15 protein-coding genes are annotated in these 15,213 nt (G+C 32.8%); 5 read left to right on the top strand and 10 right to left on the bottom strand.

Annotation, left to right across the window (positions count from 1 at the left end; all coding sequences use genetic code 11):
* Window positions 1-41 precede the first annotated feature (41 nt).
* From NK356_RS14385 to NK356_RS14355, 7 genes are all read right to left on the bottom strand, one after another.
* Entirely contained in the window at window positions 42-809 is a 768-nt protein-coding gene (locus tag NK356_RS14385) for a leucine-rich repeat domain-containing protein (protein WP_253317295.1), read from the bottom strand.
* Window positions 810-848: 39 nt separating this feature from the next.
* A complete protein-coding gene (locus NK356_RS14380; protein ID WP_253317294.1) occupies window positions 849-1,613 on the bottom strand; it encodes a leucine-rich repeat domain-containing protein in 765 nt (254 codons plus the stop codon).
* Window positions 1,614-1,615: 2 nt separating this feature from the next.
* Complete coding sequence (locus NK356_RS14375; RefSeq protein WP_253317293.1) at window positions 1,616-3,178, bottom strand: hypothetical protein; 1,563 nt, start codon at window positions 3,176-3,178, stop codon at window positions 1,616-1,618.
* A gap of 2 nt (window positions 3,179-3,180) precedes the next feature.
* Window positions 3,181-3,732: a hypothetical protein gene (locus NK356_RS14370; protein WP_253317292.1), complete on the bottom strand. Its 552-nt coding sequence runs from the start codon at window positions 3,730-3,732 to the stop codon at window positions 3,181-3,183.
* Window positions 3,733-3,843: 111 nt separating this feature from the next.
* Window positions 3,844-4,467, bottom strand: a complete 624-nt coding sequence (locus NK356_RS14365) for a hypothetical protein (protein ID WP_034700237.1) — start codon at window positions 4,465-4,467, stop codon at window positions 3,844-3,846.
* Window positions 4,467-5,693, bottom strand: coding sequence for a hypothetical protein (locus NK356_RS14360; RefSeq protein ID WP_253317291.1), 1,227 nt, complete (start codon window positions 5,691-5,693; stop codon window positions 4,467-4,469). The genes NK356_RS14365 and NK356_RS14360 overlap by 1 nt, the downstream gene beginning before the upstream one ends.
* A gap of 12 nt (window positions 5,694-5,705) precedes the next feature.
* Window positions 5,706-7,610 carry a type VI secretion system Vgr family protein gene (locus NK356_RS14355; protein WP_253317290.1) on the bottom strand — a complete coding sequence of 635 codons (1,905 nt, stop codon included), beginning with the start codon at window positions 7,608-7,610 and terminating at the stop codon, window positions 5,706-5,708.
* Window positions 7,611-7,800: 190 nt separating this feature from the next.
* Between NK356_RS14355 and NK356_RS14350 the strand changes: the two genes are divergently transcribed.
* From NK356_RS14350 to NK356_RS14330, 5 genes are all read left to right on the top strand, one after another.
* Window positions 7,801-8,772 (top strand): polyprenyl synthetase family protein, encoded by a 972-nt coding sequence (locus NK356_RS14350; RefSeq protein WP_034697588.1) that lies wholly within the window; start codon window positions 7,801-7,803, stop codon window positions 8,770-8,772.
* A gap of 76 nt (window positions 8,773-8,848) precedes the next feature.
* Window positions 8,849-9,799, top strand: coding sequence for a GSCFA domain-containing protein (locus NK356_RS14345; RefSeq protein WP_253317289.1), 951 nt, complete (start codon window positions 8,849-8,851; stop codon window positions 9,797-9,799).
* A complete protein-coding gene (locus NK356_RS14340; RefSeq protein WP_253317288.1) occupies window positions 9,800-10,321 on the top strand; it encodes a DUF4269 domain-containing protein in 522 nt (173 codons plus the stop codon).
* A gap of 5 nt (window positions 10,322-10,326) precedes the next feature.
* The gene (locus NK356_RS14335) at window positions 10,327-11,094 is read left to right on the top strand and encodes a TatD family hydrolase (protein ID WP_034697591.1); all 768 of its coding nucleotides are present in this window, start codon (window positions 10,327-10,329) and stop codon (window positions 11,092-11,094) included.
* A 3-nt stretch (window positions 11,095-11,097) separates the two neighbouring features.
* A complete protein-coding gene (locus NK356_RS14330; RefSeq protein ID WP_253317287.1) occupies window positions 11,098-12,243 on the top strand; it encodes a hypothetical protein in 1,146 nt (381 codons plus the stop codon).
* 49 nt (window positions 12,244-12,292) lie between these two features.
* On the opposite strand, the gene NK356_RS14325 is transcribed toward NK356_RS14330, so the two are convergent.
* The 3 genes from NK356_RS14325 to NK356_RS14315 all read right to left on the bottom strand — a co-directional run bounded on the left by NK356_RS14325 (window position 12,293) and on the right by NK356_RS14315 (window position 15,008).
* Complete coding sequence (locus NK356_RS14325) at window positions 12,293-13,597, bottom strand: DEAD/DEAH box helicase (RefSeq protein WP_253317286.1); 1,305 nt, start codon at window positions 13,595-13,597, stop codon at window positions 12,293-12,295.
* A 187-nt stretch (window positions 13,598-13,784) separates the two neighbouring features.
* Window positions 13,785-14,423, bottom strand: coding sequence for a porin family protein (locus NK356_RS14320; RefSeq protein ID WP_034697444.1), 639 nt, complete (start codon window positions 14,421-14,423; stop codon window positions 13,785-13,787).
* Between the two features lie 93 nt (window positions 14,424-14,516).
* Window positions 14,517-15,008 carry a DUF6438 domain-containing protein gene (locus NK356_RS14315; protein WP_034697470.1) on the bottom strand — a complete coding sequence of 164 codons (492 nt, stop codon included), beginning with the start codon at window positions 15,006-15,008 and terminating at the stop codon, window positions 14,517-14,519.
* Window positions 15,009-15,213 lie beyond the last annotated feature (205 nt).

Below are 15,213 nucleotides of genomic sequence, written 5' to 3'. Positions count from 1 at the left end.
GCAAGACCTTTTCCGGATTCATATTCTATTGCGTGAATACTTTATTCATCATAGTAAAAAGTGATATTTCTTTTCTCACAGATAGCTTTCACTTCCTTGTAATTTTTGAGTTTTAAGCCATTTGCATGGATTGTTTCTAACTTAGGGGCATTTAGAATTTCAACAGGAAATTCTTTAAGTTGGGTATTTGAGACATCTACCCTAACTAGATTTTGCAATATCCCTAAACACTTTGGTAGGTCTATTATTTTCGAAAAATTAAGGTTTAAAGATTCCAATTTGTTTAACTTACAAAATTCGATAGGTAAGGTTTTAATATCTGTTTTTTCTAATATTAATATCTTTAGATTCTGAAAATTTTCAATCTTTTTATCTAACAATTTTATAGGATTGTTTTCAAAATCTAAATATTTCAATTTTTTTAAATCATAAAATGAGTTTGGAAGTGAAGAAACGTGATTGTTTGGAATGTTAATCTGAACTAAACTTGATAGCTTACCAAAGCTTTGAGGAATTGTTTTTATTTTATTTTTTTCATTGAAAACCTGGAATATTTCCATTTTATCAAAATCACCAATCCAATTTGGAATGTATGACACCTCACTCATTGCGACAATTTCAAGATTTTTAAGCCTAAGATAGGTAAGCGAATCTCTTTTATTCCATAGAGAATCCATAACCATCCTTGTACTGTTTTCTACAGGAAAATTTCTTAATACTTTTTCTTTTTCATCATAGGCTGGGCTGTTGTACTGTTGACAAGAACATAACAATGGGATAAATAGTAAAATGTTTATAAAAAAATTCATCTATTAACAGTAGATTTTTAGTCAGATATAGAATACTCGTTATTCATCATAATATAATGTGATATTCTTTTTTTCACAAATAGTTTTAATTTCTTTATAATTCTTTAATTTAAGACCTTTTGCATCAATTGTTTTAAGTTTTGGAGCTTTTAAAATCTCCATTGGAAATGTTGTTATTTTTGTATAGGATATACTTAGGGTCTCCAAATTTACCATGTTACTTATGCAGGTAGGGAGTGTAGTAATATTTGTTTTATTTAATCCTAACATAATCAAGTTATCAATTGAGCATATTTCAACAGGAATATTTTCAATCTCATTATTATCTAAAATTAAAATTTTTAGGTTTTTCCATTTCCCAAATTCTTTTTGAACTTGTTTAAACTTATTGTTTTCTAAATTTATTTTGTTTACTTTTTTTAAGGAAAAAATGTTTTGCGGTAAAACAGAAATTTCATTATTACTAATGTCAATATCACTAAGCCCAGTTAACTTAGTCAGAGATTCTGGTATTTTGTGAATTTTATTAATGCTATTAGCTGTGTATATAGTTTGTAATCTACTATAATGAGTAATCCAGTTTGGAATAACTTTTACATCTTTTAAGAGAATTATTTTTACATTTTTAAATCTTATATAGGAAGCGGAATCTCTTTTTTGCCATAAACTGTCAATAATTAATTGGTCTAAATTAGTGGGTAGTTTCCTTAATTTTACTTCTTCGCTATCATACGCCTGTCTATCATATTGTTGACATGAAGCTAGTAATGGAAATATGAAAATTAAATATTGGAGAAATTTCATTGTTAAATTTTTAAATCATTTACAAATATGACATGAATATAATGAAATGTTGTTATTCTATTGTACTTGTCTAAGCCTTCCATTGATTGCACTAAAATCCCGCAGTCATGTTTTCCGTTTCCAACACTAGATAATGTCTCAATCATTTTAGGAGAGTTTTTGTTATCTTTATCATTTATGTAAGAAACTTCTTTATTTAAAATTTTAATTATCCCATCTTCAGTCATCTCAATTACTTTAAAATCAAGACGTTCATTTTCATTATATCCATCAAACATTAAAAATCGTTTAGTTGCTGAAAGTCCATCAGAAATAGCTTTATTTAGCTTTTCATTCCAAAATTCTCTAAATCCTTCCTTCATGTTTTCCATCATTCGGTCAACCTCCATCATCACAAACGGCGGAATAATAGACGGTGGCGGAATCTTGTGATCTACAGACCCTCTTAATAAAGCAGCCATATCAGATAACACCCCAAAGATCCCCATAACTTCACCTACAATTTTTATTTTTCCAGCAAGACCTTTTCCGGATTCATATTCTATCGCGTTAATTCCTTTGGATACATTGGCGGATGTTTCAGTTCCTACATTTATGGCTCTTTTTATCTCCTTCTTAAACCTGTTGTCAATATCCGATACATCATAATAATAGTACTCAGAAGTTGCTCCTTTTCTTATAGTACTGAAGAAATTCTTCTTCTCCAGATTTCTTATGGCAATATTATATGCTTTCTTTTCAAAAGCGGTAAGTTCTTTTTTACCAGCAGTTCCATAAGGTTTTGATAAGGTATTCACTTTATTGGTATACAGTCCGTTTTTCATGGCTGAAACATACCACGGACTTCCATTTTCGGCAGAATATATTGCAGGTAAAAGATGCTTATCTGAAGCATGAACGAAAATAATAGGTTCTACCACCGGCTTAAGTTTTACTTTCAGGTAATTCCAGTTTTCCCAGGGCAGTTCTGCTACTTCAATAAAATTATTTTCATCAATATATTTACATCTGAAATAAAGTTCCAGATCTCTGCCTTCATCATTGGCCATCATTTTTATCAGTGCATCTTCGCTCAAAAGTAAAGATATTACTATTTCAGAACTTTCATTTAATTTCCAATCCGTTAGCACTTCCTGATTTTCAGGATCGGTACTTACCATATTTATTTTTTCATAGCCTTTGGTATTTTTGTAGCCAGCCAATTCCTTATTAGCTAAACTTAAAATATAAAGCAGAAAATCAAACTCATCCCATTCCCGTAATTCTAGGTTCACTTTTTTTCCTTCAGGAGACTTAATGTTTTTCATTTTCAAATGAAACTGAACCTTATCACCTAACCGGGCTTCTTTGATTTCCTTGCCTTCTTCATCGGTCCACCAACCTTTTTCAAAATAAGTGTATGAGGATGGAGCTTCCTTTGGCTCTCCGAAATTGGTTTTTCCATCTGCTGTGAAGTGGCTTCCTTGTCCGGCATACGCTGAAAACTCCTCTGTGTAAACTGTCCAGGTTTCACATTCTATGCTATTAGTACCACCTACTATTCTAGTAATTTTTCCACCTGCCATGTTTAGTGCATTTTAGACTTTTCTCCACTGTTATTTTCAAAGGTTCCCTTTGTATGAAGCTCATTCTTTTCGTCAGATACAACCTGTTTTTTCTTGGATTGGTCTGTAATATTCTTTGCCCTGGATTTTTTTTCTCCCTGAGCTATTTCCATAATATTTGCTGCCATTAGAGAATAGTCGGCAACAGCATTTTGCATCATCATTCCTCCTGCAAAACTGCTGTGATTCACGCCTGCTGTTTCAGAAATATTCATTCCTGCATTAGATGTAATATTCATTCCTGCAATCATACTAATGTTTTCCCCTGCATTGAAAGACATATTCTTCGGTGCAGTCACCGTAATATTTCCCTGTCCATCCATAAAATAAGTATTTCTGCTTGGGTCAATAATATTTACACTACCTTCAGCATCATTCATCAAAATACGGATTCCGCTTCTGGTTTGAATGGATTTCAGGTGATTGTTGATTCCACCTCCCAATGCAATATTTCCATGAAACATTCCGCCCATGGCAAAAGGGAAATCTGGATTGTGATATTCAAAACCTACCATTACCTGGTCTCCAATTTCAGGGATTTCAAAAATGTCTAAGAATTTTTTTATTTTGAAAGAATAAAAGAGTTTAGGTATTTTGTCTCATTTAAGGTAGCAACTCCAAATGACTTATTTTATTTTTTCAGCACCAGTAGCGTCAACAAAAATAATCTCTTGGAAAGTATTTTTATTTTTTTTACAAAAATCGATTATTTTATTATACTCATTAATACCATTAACAGCTGAAAAGCGTATGGTTGTTATCTTTTTTTTATCCAAAGCAAGAAAATAAACATAACTCACCCCATTAAAATAATCAAAGTATTCATAATTATTTTGTGTGCTTATCTTCTTTAATTCAAATTTTATATTTTCAAATGCAATTTTTACTGCTCTTTCATTAGGATATATGAAATCATAAATTTGATATGGGCTTACATTTTTATATTTTCCTGCCTCTATTGGAATATTTTTTTTGAAATAAAGTTTTTTTGCGATACATATTTCACTTGAAAAATATAATGTATTTTTTTGTACAGATTCAACAATTAGTATTTTTTTATATCCGATTAGTTTATAGAAAATAGGATTAATTGAGAAAACAGATGCTATAGGAATTTCTGAAATTTCACATGTTTTAGGATTGTGTACTACTTCTTTTTGTGGATATGTTTCTATTATTTGATCTTGTGTGATCTCTTTTTTAGTACATGAGTTTATAATAATTAAAATTATAAATAAAAATGTTTTCATTATTTCTCATCTTTTAAATTACCTCCTAAAAATATCTTTGTATCACTTTTTTCAAATCTTCTTTGAGTACCAGAATAATCATAGCACCATAATGCTATGATTTTATTATTTTCTCCATAAATATAAGACTTAAATATAACAGAATGACCAGCTCCAAAATCTGTATCCCAATTTTCTCTATTTTTTCCAATACTATTTTTTATTGCTTCTTTTATTCTAGGCCAATCTTTGTTATTAGGATTGTTCCAATATTGTATCATTGCTCCTTCTTCCAGTTTTCCTTTCCATATATCAACATTGGTCAGTAAATCAGCATACCCATTTTTACTTAATGTACCTCCAACACCATAACCAAAATATTTATCAGGAATATTTTTTAACATTGTACCTGAATATGTATAATCGTCTCCTTTAGCAGTAACTGAAATTGCATCGTTTATTTTAAAATCTTGGAAAGCTTTTCCAACTCTTGCCATAGAAATTGCAAAACACATTCCTTGAGGGTCTTTATATTTATTTGCTACTGCGAAAGATTCCAACGGAAAATTGTAAGTATGAGTTTTTGGTAGTTTCTCAGTTGGTTTTGCAGTAGGTAAGTTTTCTATATTTTTAGTTAATTTTCTACCTACTTTAGAACCATATTTTATTACACCACAAAAAACATTGCTTATTCCACCATTAAAATACCAATCGTTATCATCGGCAAAAAACTCGACTATACTAATTTTTAACGATTTATCCCAGTCTAGTTCAAAACCATCCCCATATTTTAATTTCTTATAGACTTTACTTTCTATAAATTTACTATCAACATCAAAAAAATTTGCAGTTATGTTTCCTCCATCGCTATCTTGGGCATTTGAGTTACCCTGTTTTACATTAAATTTTATTTTTACGATTTTATCTTCTGATTTAAATTTTATTTTTTTTGCTTTTGGGTTTCTTAGATTCTGTTGTATATGCATACTTAATGTTGATACTTTTTTTGCATTGGTGTAAACATCATATATTTTATTTTTTGTTTCATCTATACTGACAATAGGAATATATGAATTGTTTGATTCAACTTCTATCTCCATTTCCTCATAATCTCCAATATGAGTATTAGATGCAGTCCATATGTTTTTCTGAACTGCATTGAACTCTGCATTACCGCCAAAAATATGATAGAGAATTTCTTTTTTGCTTGTTATTTTGGTTGTTCCTTCAACTATTGTAATTTTCATAGTATTTTTATTTTAGAAATCATTAGTTCTTTCGCCACTATTTCTTTTTATCATAGCTGAAGAGTTGACTTTAATATGACTCTCACTATCTACTTTCATCTCTTTAGTTGTTGTTTTCCTTCCTTCATCAGTATGACTCTGTAGGTTTCCTTTGATGTATTCTACAAAATTTCCAATAACATTTACCATATAATTGGTTCCCACAGAAAGATTATGCAACAAACCAACACCAACCGTTTTATTCATCCTTACCGTTTCTATGGAATTCATTCCTACATTCGTATTCATATTTTTTCCTGCTGTAAGGTTTATATCTTCTCCAGCATTGAAAGTCATATTCTTCGGTGCAGTCACCGTAATATTTCCCTGTCCATCCATAAAATAAGTATTTCCGCTTGGGTCAATAATATTTACGCTACCTTCAGCATCATTCATCAAAATACGGATTCCGCTTCTGGTTTGAATAGATTTCAGGTGATTGTTGACTCCACCTCCCAAGGCAACATTTCCATGAAACATTCCGCCCATGGCAAAAGGGAAATCTGGATGATGATATTCAAAACCTACCATTACCTGGTCTCCAATTTCAGGGATGGCTACAAATCCTCTATTCTGGCTTATCGCATCTGTTCCTCCTGCATCAGGACTCATCATTCTGATAAAACTTGTTGTATCATTTAATTGCCAATCAAATTGCACTTGTATTCTTCCTTGGTTTAAAGGATCAACATTCGAGATAACGGTTGCTACTTGTGGCTCAGCTTTGGGCATTTCAAAATTAGGCTTCGGCATAAAACCTGTTCCTTCAGCAATTGCTTCAAAATTTCCTGTGTAATATCCTCTTGCATCAACTTCATGACTTACTTCTGTAATCATTAAAGTAGTAAAATGAGAGGTTTGATTGCTGTCTGGCTTTCTCATAGCTAAGTCGGCAACACAGCCAATATATAAAAACGGAACTGTTGTTTCTCCTGAAACTGTAAAAACATCTACCGCTTTACTCCCTCTTGCACTCTTTTGGGAATCATCTACATCACGAAACATATTGGCATTAATGGGAGTAGGTGTTAGTGAACGGGTTTTAAAGATAGTATCATTCAATTCATAAGCTTTGGCTGATAACTCACCTAAGTGTTTAATCCGATTGTCAATACCCAACATTTTTGTATGGATACTGCTATTATACCCAAAATATTCAGGTTTTGTATGGACTGCATTTAGGGCTATAGTAATATCATTTACATTACTACCATCAATAAGTTTAATGGGTTTTTCATGAGGTGGAAGTTTTCCAAAATGTAGCACTTCTCCATCATAATAAAATTGTTCTCCGTAAGCTTCAGCAATTCTGGCAAGGTAGTTATAATGAGTCTCACAATACTGTGCACTGTAGTTGATATAACTGTTATTTTGAGCGTCTACTCTGAAATCAAAATCATTGGTACCCAGCACTTCCTTTATAACCCTGTCTGCAATAATGGAAGTATTTACAGACTGACTTCCACCAAAGCTTTGGGTGTGTGGAGCAGAATCCATCAGAATTGTGGGGCTGTAACCTTTAAGTACAATATTTCCCAAGCTCATTTTCTCCTTACTGAATGCTACATTTGTAATAATTCCTACAAACGTCCTTTCAGGGTTTTCATACTCTGCATCTTTGTATTTGAACGTTACAGTTAATCGTTTTCCCATAAACTGTCTTGCCTGTTCAAGATTGTAGTTTTGGGTTTCATCTAAGGAATCATGAGCCAGGATAAGCTCAAAACAATGATGTGTTTTAGCACTTTGTTGTAAACGGAAATGCTTAAAATGTCTGATAGGTTTTCCACCAGCTATAATATCGAGTTTAATTACCCGATTGATGCCCGAAATATGGTTCTCGGAAATCATCTCTGAATTGGAGATATTTTTTTTCATTAGTTCAAGTGTGTTTTTTATATCACTAAATATAGATAAAAATAATATTAAAGTTGAGCTTTTTGTACTATTTTTAAGTTAATAGTAGAACTATGATAGTAAATTCAGAAAAAACTTTGTCCATTTGGGCAAAGTTTTTTGTTTTATAAAGCCTTGAAAAATCGTATTTTTGTTCAAATTATAAGATTTTATGGAATTTTTAGACAGATACCAGCAGATTGTTGCAGATGCCATCACTAAATATACTTTTAAAGATAAACCTTCGGAGCTGTATGACCCGATGAATTATATTATTTCCCATGGAGGAAAACGTCTTCGTCCTATCATGGTGCTTATGGCATGTGATATGTTTGGAGGAGATCTTAAACAGGCAATCAAGCCGGCATTGGCTATCGAGTTTTTCCATAACTTCACCCTGATCCATGATGATATTATGGATGAAGCTCCTTTAAGAAGAAACAAGCCTACCATTCATACTTTACATGGTCTTAACGTAGGAATTCTTTCCGGAGACGGACTGATGCTGAAAGCGTATAAGTTTTTTGAGGATCTTGAACCTGAAATCTTCAAAGCTTGTATCAGAATATTTACCCATACCGGACTTCTTCTTTGTGAAGGTCAGCAGTATGATATCAATTTTGAGACTCAGAAAGATGTTACTTTTGATGACTACATCAGAATGATTACTTACAAAACCGGCGTGTTGAGTGCTTCTTCATTTGAAATCGGAGCTTTAATTGCAAGAGCAGATTTTAAAGATGCTAAAGCTATTTTTAATTTCGGAAAACATATCGGAATTGCCTTCCAGATTATGGATGATTATCTTGATGTATTCGGAGATCAGGCGCAGTTTGGAAAAAAACATGCAGGAGATATTTATGAGAACAAGAAAACCGTTCTGTATCTGCTAGCAAGAGAACATGCTACAGACGAGGAAAGAAAAGAACTGGACTACTGGTATTCTAAGAAGACTGAAAATGTTGATAAAGTATATGGCGTAGAAAAGATTTTCAGAAGAACAAAAGTAGATGAAAAAGCATTACGTCTGATTGAAAAACATAATGAGATCGGACAAAGCTATCTTCAGAAAATTGATGTTCCGGAAGAAAAGAAAAAACCTTTTATCGAACTGGCAAATTATTTGTTGAGAAGAGAAAGTTAATATAGGTAGCAGAGGGTAGGTAGCAGGTAACAGTAATTTACCCGCTACTTATTTCCTGCAACCTAATCCTTATACAATGAAATTCAGAACAGAAGTTGATATTCCCGCATCAGAAAAGAAGATTGAGATTGAAGATAAAATATTTTCAATAGGATCATGTTTTGCCTCTGAGATGACGGATTTACTCCAGGACGGACAACTTCAGACTCTTAACAACCCTTTTGGGACTATTTTTAATCCTTTTTCTATCAATAATGCAGTCAACAGATTACATGACTCTGCATTTTATGAAGAAGAGGAACTGATCACTTACAATGAAGAATATATTTCTCTGGATCATCACACCAGTTTTGATACCCGATATATTCATCAGACTTTAGATAAGATTAATGGAGCTATTGAAGCGGGAAATGCCTTTCTTCAGGAAGCCGACTGGATCATTATCACCTACGGATCTTCATTTATCTATGAATTTCTTCCCAAGAAAAAGCTGGTGGCCAACTGTCACAAAATTCCACAAAAGTTTTTTGAAAAAGGACTGCTTTCCCATCAGGAACTCACCACTTCAATTTACCAGACTATTCTGGATCTTAAGGATATTTGCAAAGAAGGAGTACAAATCCTGTTTACGGTTTCACCTGTAAGGCATACAAAAGACGGAATGGTGGAAAATCAATTGAGCAAATCCAAGCTGATTACGGCTATCCATGAGTCTATTTCAATGTTTGAAGACTGTCATTATCTTCCCGTCTATGAGATTTTAATGGATGATCTCCGGGATTACCGTTTTTACAAAGAAGACATGATTCATCCCAGTACACAGGCGGTGAATTATATTTTTGAGAAGTTTGGAAAATCTTATTTTTCAGAAGAAACCCAGAATTTTATCAGAGAAAACTTTAAGATCATCAAAGCTTTGGAACACAAGACCAGTGATAAGAAAGATCCTAAGTTTATAGAATTCAGAGAAAAACTGGATCAAAGGATTGATGTACAACGTAAAAAAGTAAAACATAAAATATTTTAAATGCTTGATTTCACCAGAATAGACTATCTGAAAGATGGAAATGAAAGACAGAAAAAAGCATATGAAATTCTTACAAAATATCGTGTTTTCGATAAATTGAAGGATTATTCTCCCATTTTAGCAGGAACGGTTCCTATAGAAATTGATATCAAAGGAAGTGATCTGGATCTTATTTTCGAGGTGGATTTAAAATATGAACAGGACTTTCTGGATGATTTACTATTTTGCCAGCTTACTCCTCACGATGCAGAAGTAGAATATCCTATCGTAAATGGTGAAAAATGTATTACACTAAATTTTATGCTGGAAGGATTTCCCATTGAGATTTTCGGACAGAATAAACCTACAACGCAGCAGAATGCATACCTTCACATGGTTGCCGAATACAAAATATTACAGGAAAAAGGAGAAAAATTTAAACAAAAAATAATAGAACTTAAAAAACAGGGAATAAAAACAGAACCCGCGTTCGGACTATTGCTGGGACTTGAAAACCCTTATGAAGATCTATTGAAATTTTAAATAAAATGATTGATACACATACACATCTATACGCAGAAGAATTTGATGAAGACAGAAAAGAAGCCATTCAGAGAGCTTTAGATAAAGGAATTACAGAATTTTATCTTCCTGCTATCGATTCTGAATCGCATGAAAAAATGTTGCAGCTGGAAACAGAATATCCGGGACAGATTTTTTCAATGATGGGATTACATCCTTGTTATGTAAAACCTGAATCATGGGAAAAGGAACTTGAAATCGTTAAAAATTATCTTGATCAGAGACATTTTCCGGCCATAGGAGAGATCGGAATTGATCTGTACTGGGATAAAACAACACTTGATATTCAGGTGAAAGCCTTCGAACAGCAGATTGACTGGGCGATAGAAAAAGATCTTCCGATTGTGATCCATACAAGAGAAAGTTTTGATGAAACGTTTGAAGTATTGGAAAGAAAAAAACACCCTAAATTAAGAGGAATCTTTCATTGTTTTTCAGGAAATCTGGAACAGGCACAGCATGCTATTGATCTTAATTTTATTTTAGGGATCGGTGGAGTAGTGACCTTTAAAAACGGGAAAATAGACCAGTTTCTGAACGAAATACCTTTAGACAAAATTGTTCTGGAAACAGATTCTCCATATTTAGCTCCGGTTCCGCACAGAGGAAAAAGAAATGAAAGCTCTTATCTGGATCTGGTTGCAGGAAAACTGGTGAATATCTATGGGAAAGATTTTTCTGAGATAGACCGTATCACGACAGAAAATGCTAAAAACATTTTTCAAATACCATAATTAATGAGCGCCCTGTTAAATTTTATTAGGAGCAACAGGTTGAATGGCATATTGCTGTTTGCTGTTTATTTCATCATTAATCTTTTATTTCTGACAAAATATGGAATCAGACAGTCTTTTGTTCCTCTTACTATTTTAATTATTCTTTTTTCAGGAGGCAATTTATTATTATTTTCTTTAGGAAAATGGTCCTGGTTGAAAAAATTATGGACCAAAAAATCGGTATATCTTCTTATTATTTTTACAACGATTGCTTACATTGCAATGTGCCATGTGATGAAAGATCCTTACAAAATGAATATTGACAGATGGGCAACGTTGGAATTTTCTGTGCAACATTGGGTGAAAGGAGAATACATCTATGATACTCCAAATTTCATGGGGAATTTATCATCTTATCTTCCCGGGCAATTGCTTTTGTCAAGTGTATTTTATTTTTTAGGGAATGTCGGATATCTTCAGGTTGCAGCCTTTCTACTGTTTTCCTATGTTATCTTTTTAGAATTTAAGGGCAATTTTCAGAGATTTCTTGCGATAGGAATGTTAGGTATTTCCCTGGCTTATATTTATGAAGTGGTTTGTAAGAGTGATTTTATCTCTTCCTTTATTGCAGTGGCAGCCTTTATTCTTTTTTGGAACAGAATGTTTAAAGATGATTATTTTAAAAGACCTTATCTGTTGGGAATATGCATAGGAATTCTATGTCTTACAAGAAGCGTAGTGATCATTCCTTTGATTATCTTTTTATTAAACCCTTTTTTGAAAACCAGCTGGAAAAACAAAATAAAATTTGGATTAAGTTTTTTATTAACGGTAGCAATCTTATTGGCATCCGTTCTGCTGCCTGCCAAAAGTATGGAGCATGTGCTGCAATATAATCCTCTTAATCTTCAGGGGCAAAGCAATAAATTTGTTATGCTGTTCTTTATGATACTGTCGGTAATCCTTTCCTTCTATGTTAAAAAAATAGAAACAGTATTTTACTTTTCAGCCTATATCCTTTTTTTGGTGATGTTGAGCTTTGTAAGTGAACAGTATTTTACTTTAGGATTTTCTTACCAGAATAATTTCTTTTCTACCACTTATCTGGCAGCCTGTTTACCATTTTGTATTATAGGTTACTGCTATACAAAACAAAAAACAGAATAATAATAAACGATCAATAAAAAAGTCCTTTTCAAAGAAAAGGACTTTTATTTTATTTTTTTCTGGTGAAATTCTTATTCTTAGGTTTTTTAAACCCTACCGAAGCACCCGCAGCAGGCTTTTTACGGTTGTTATTCGGTCTTGAAGTGTTGCCATTACCTGTTTTAGGCTTACCACCACCAGCAGAAACCGGTTTATTATTCGAATCCCTTTTCTGTGCTATCAGGTCATCAGTATGGAACGGATGATCCTTGATCACAGGAATTTTCTTCCCAATTAGTTTTTCGGTATTCTTTAAATTCAAAAGATCAAGTCCGTCTACAAAAGATATAGAATTACCTTCTGCTCCGGCTCTTCCTGTTCTTCCGATTCTGTGTACATAGGTTTCAGAAACATCAGAAAGTTCAAAATTGATAACGAATTTCAGTTCATCAATATCAATTCCTCTTGCCGCAATATCTGTCGCAACAAGAACTCTTGTTTTTCCGGATTTAAAGTTGTTTAACGCATTCTGTCTCGCATTCTGAGATTTATTACCATGAATAGCTTCTGCAGAGATATTATCCTTCTGAAGTTTTCTGGAAATCTTATCTGCACCATGTTTCGTTCTTGCAAAAACCAATACAGAGTCTGAAATATCATTTTGAAGAATGTGAGAAAGCAAATTCAGTTTGTTGTCTTTTTCTACAAAGTATACAGATTGTTTGATGGTATCTGCAGTAGAAGAAACAGGTGTTACTTCCACTTTCACTGGATTGTTAAGGATAGAATTAGCCAGCTTTTGAATCTCACCAGGCATTGTTGCCGAAAAGAATAAAGTCTGTCTTCTCTGAGGTAAAAGTTTAATGATTCTTTTTACATCATGTACGAATCCCATATCCAGCATTCTGTCTGCTTCATCAAGAACAAAAATCTCAAGGTTTTTCAGGCTGATGATTCCTTGTGCAATAAAGTCCAGAAGTCTTCCCGGAGTTGCTACCAGAATATCAACGCCTTTTCTCAAGGCTGCTTCTTGATTTCCTTGTTTTACCCCACCGAAAATGACAAGTTGCTTTAATGGAAGGTATTTACCGTAAGCATTAATATTTTCCTCAATCTGAATAGCCAGTTCTCTGGTTGGAGTCAGAATTAACGCTTTTATATGTTTATTGGGAATTTTATTTTTGGATAAATTCTGTAGAATAGGGATGGAAAAAGCTGCTGTCTTTCCTGTTCCTGTTTGCGCACAACCTAAAAAGTCTCTGCCTTCCAAAATATCAGGAATAGATCTTTCCTGGATAGGAGTAGGAGTCGTGTATCCCTGCTCCTGGATTGCTTTTGCAATAGGTTCTATTAAGTTTAAGTCTGTAAAATTCAAATGAATTATTTTAAAATTTAAATAAAAATTCCTTCAGTCTGAAAGAATTACATTCTGCAAAGGTAGTTTAAAAAAAATTAAGATATTCTTTTAGTATTTTAGGTATTTATAAAGATACTGCTGAGGATATAAAATAAAATGACCGCCCATATATGAGCAGTCACTTTATTGATATAAAAACTAATGTTTATTTAAATTTATATCCTACACCAGCCTGCAGAAAACCGACTTTCATAGGTAAAGTATTGTTTTTACTTATCTCTATAAAATTGAAATTATATTTTGCATCTACAAAAAACTTGTTGCTAAGCTTGTATTCTGCTCCCAGGAATGGAAATAAGTTTAAGGTCTTTACTCCATCATAATTTCTTTTCTCAGTTCCGGTTATCCTGCTGCTGGCTTCTTCTTTTGTAGAAATATTGAAACCAATATTCATCCCGGCAGAAGCAGAAAGATTAGGAATGATATAATACTTTGCAGAAATGGGAACCTGTATCTGAGTTAGGGAATATGTATAGTTCATATTTCCTAAACTGCCCTGAGTATTTTGTATTGTTATAGGATATGAAATTTTACCGCCTAGCTGAGTATAAAGAACCTCGGCCTGTACTCCGAATTTTGGGGATATTGGCTGCTCTGCCAGAATACCTGCGTAGAAATAAGACTTGGAATCCAGTTTATCATCAAAAAGTTTCATGCTGGATAAAGAATATCCTCCTTTCACTCCAAAGCTGATAGAAGATTCTGTTTTTGCGGGTTGTTGAGTTTGGGCATTAATGAAGCCTGAAAAGGCAAATAGTGAAGCGAAAAAAAAGTTTTTTTCCATGTTGTTTTAAATGGTTAATAATTTTACAAAAAAATAATTCCCCCAAAAGAAGGAATTATTTGCACAAAAATAATCTAAATATTTTTAAATGGGCTATTGTATCTTAGTCCATTCCTGATTCTTTCTTAAATTTTCAAAAAACTGATACACTTCCGAAAGCTTTTTACTTCCACGTTTTCCATAATCTTCTACATTTTTTGATGTCCCATCGGCGAATTTTATTCTTAAATATGATGTTGGAAGATCGGTAATATTGTGTTCACCGTATTTATCATTCAAACTTTTTAGATTTAAGCTATCAAGTAAACTGACTAATTTATTGTAATCTTCTTCTTTAATGGTTCCTTTAAAAGTTCCTTCACGGGGTTTGGAAAACTCATCTTTAGAAGGTTTATCATTAAAATTAAAATGTTCTGCTTCAAAAACAGCCGTTCTGTCCGGATTGATTGTCATTTTAAAAACTGGACAGAATCCAAAGCAGGGAGTTGCTTCATATTCAATTGTAGTATATTTTGAATTTACTTTCTGAGAAGTTGTACAGGATGTCAAAAATACAAATGCACAAATGGCTAGCAAATATTTCATAGTTTTTTCAATTTGAAAGAATCTCCCAATAATTGTTCCAAAAGTATTCATCTTACTATGTTTTTATGTTAAATATAAAAAAGGAAAGCTGTTTAACCCTTTGCTTTTTTGAACCATTAAGATTGTATTAAGATGTTAAGAATATGAAGAGAAACTTCGCTTTATGCTTAAGAAATCAGAATGACTCATCTTAACTATACTTTAT

Source organism: Chryseobacterium sp. S0630, assembly GCF_024158915.1.
Lineage (GTDB): Bacteria > Bacteroidota > Bacteroidia > Flavobacteriales > Weeksellaceae > Chryseobacterium.
Note: the sequence above shows the minus strand (reverse complement) of the source record. Positions and strands in the feature narration are given on the sequence as shown.

Bases quoted from the DNA above. Each gene is read 5' to 3' on its own strand.
- NK356_RS14315 (WP_034697470.1), bottom strand. From the start codon at position 15,008: ATGAAATATTTGCTAGCCATTTGTGCATTTGTATTTTTGACATCCTGT.
- NK356_RS14330 (WP_253317287.1), top strand. From the start codon at position 11,098: ATGAGCGCCCTGTTAAATTTTATTAGGAGCAACAGGTTGAATGGCATA.
- NK356_RS14355 (WP_253317290.1), bottom strand. From the start codon at position 7,610: ATGAAAAAAAATATCTCCAATTCAGAGATGATTTCCGAGAACCATATT.
- NK356_RS14360 (WP_253317291.1), bottom strand. From the start codon at position 5,693: ATGAAAATTACAATAGTTGAAGGAACAACCAAAATAACAAGCAAAAAA.
- NK356_RS14340 (WP_253317288.1), top strand. From the start codon at position 9,800: ATGCTTGATTTCACCAGAATAGACTATCTGAAAGATGGAAATGAAAGA.
- NK356_RS14350 (WP_034697588.1), top strand. From the start codon at position 7,801: ATGGAATTTTTAGACAGATACCAGCAGATTGTTGCAGATGCCATCACT.
- NK356_RS14365 (WP_034700237.1), bottom strand. From the start codon at position 4,467: ATGAAAACATTTTTATTTATAATTTTAATTATTATAAACTCATGTACT.
- NK356_RS14320 (WP_034697444.1), bottom strand. From the start codon at position 14,423: ATGGAAAAAAACTTTTTTTTCGCTTCACTATTTGCCTTTTCAGGCTTC.
- NK356_RS14385 (WP_253317295.1), bottom strand. From the start codon at position 809: ATGAATTTTTTTATAAACATTTTACTATTTATCCCATTGTTATGTTCT.
- NK356_RS14380 (WP_253317294.1), bottom strand. From the start codon at position 1,613: ATGAAATTTCTCCAATATTTAATTTTCATATTTCCATTACTAGCTTCA.
- NK356_RS14375 (WP_253317293.1), bottom strand. From the start codon at position 3,178: ATGGCAGGTGGAAAAATTACTAGAATAGTAGGTGGTACTAATAGCATA.
- NK356_RS14370 (WP_253317292.1), bottom strand. From the start codon at position 3,732: ATGGTAGGTTTTGAATATCACAATCCAGATTTCCCTTTTGCCATGGGC.
- NK356_RS14345 (WP_253317289.1), top strand. From the start codon at position 8,849: ATGAAATTCAGAACAGAAGTTGATATTCCCGCATCAGAAAAGAAGATT.
- NK356_RS14335 (WP_034697591.1), top strand. From the start codon at position 10,327: ATGATTGATACACATACACATCTATACGCAGAAGAATTTGATGAAGAC.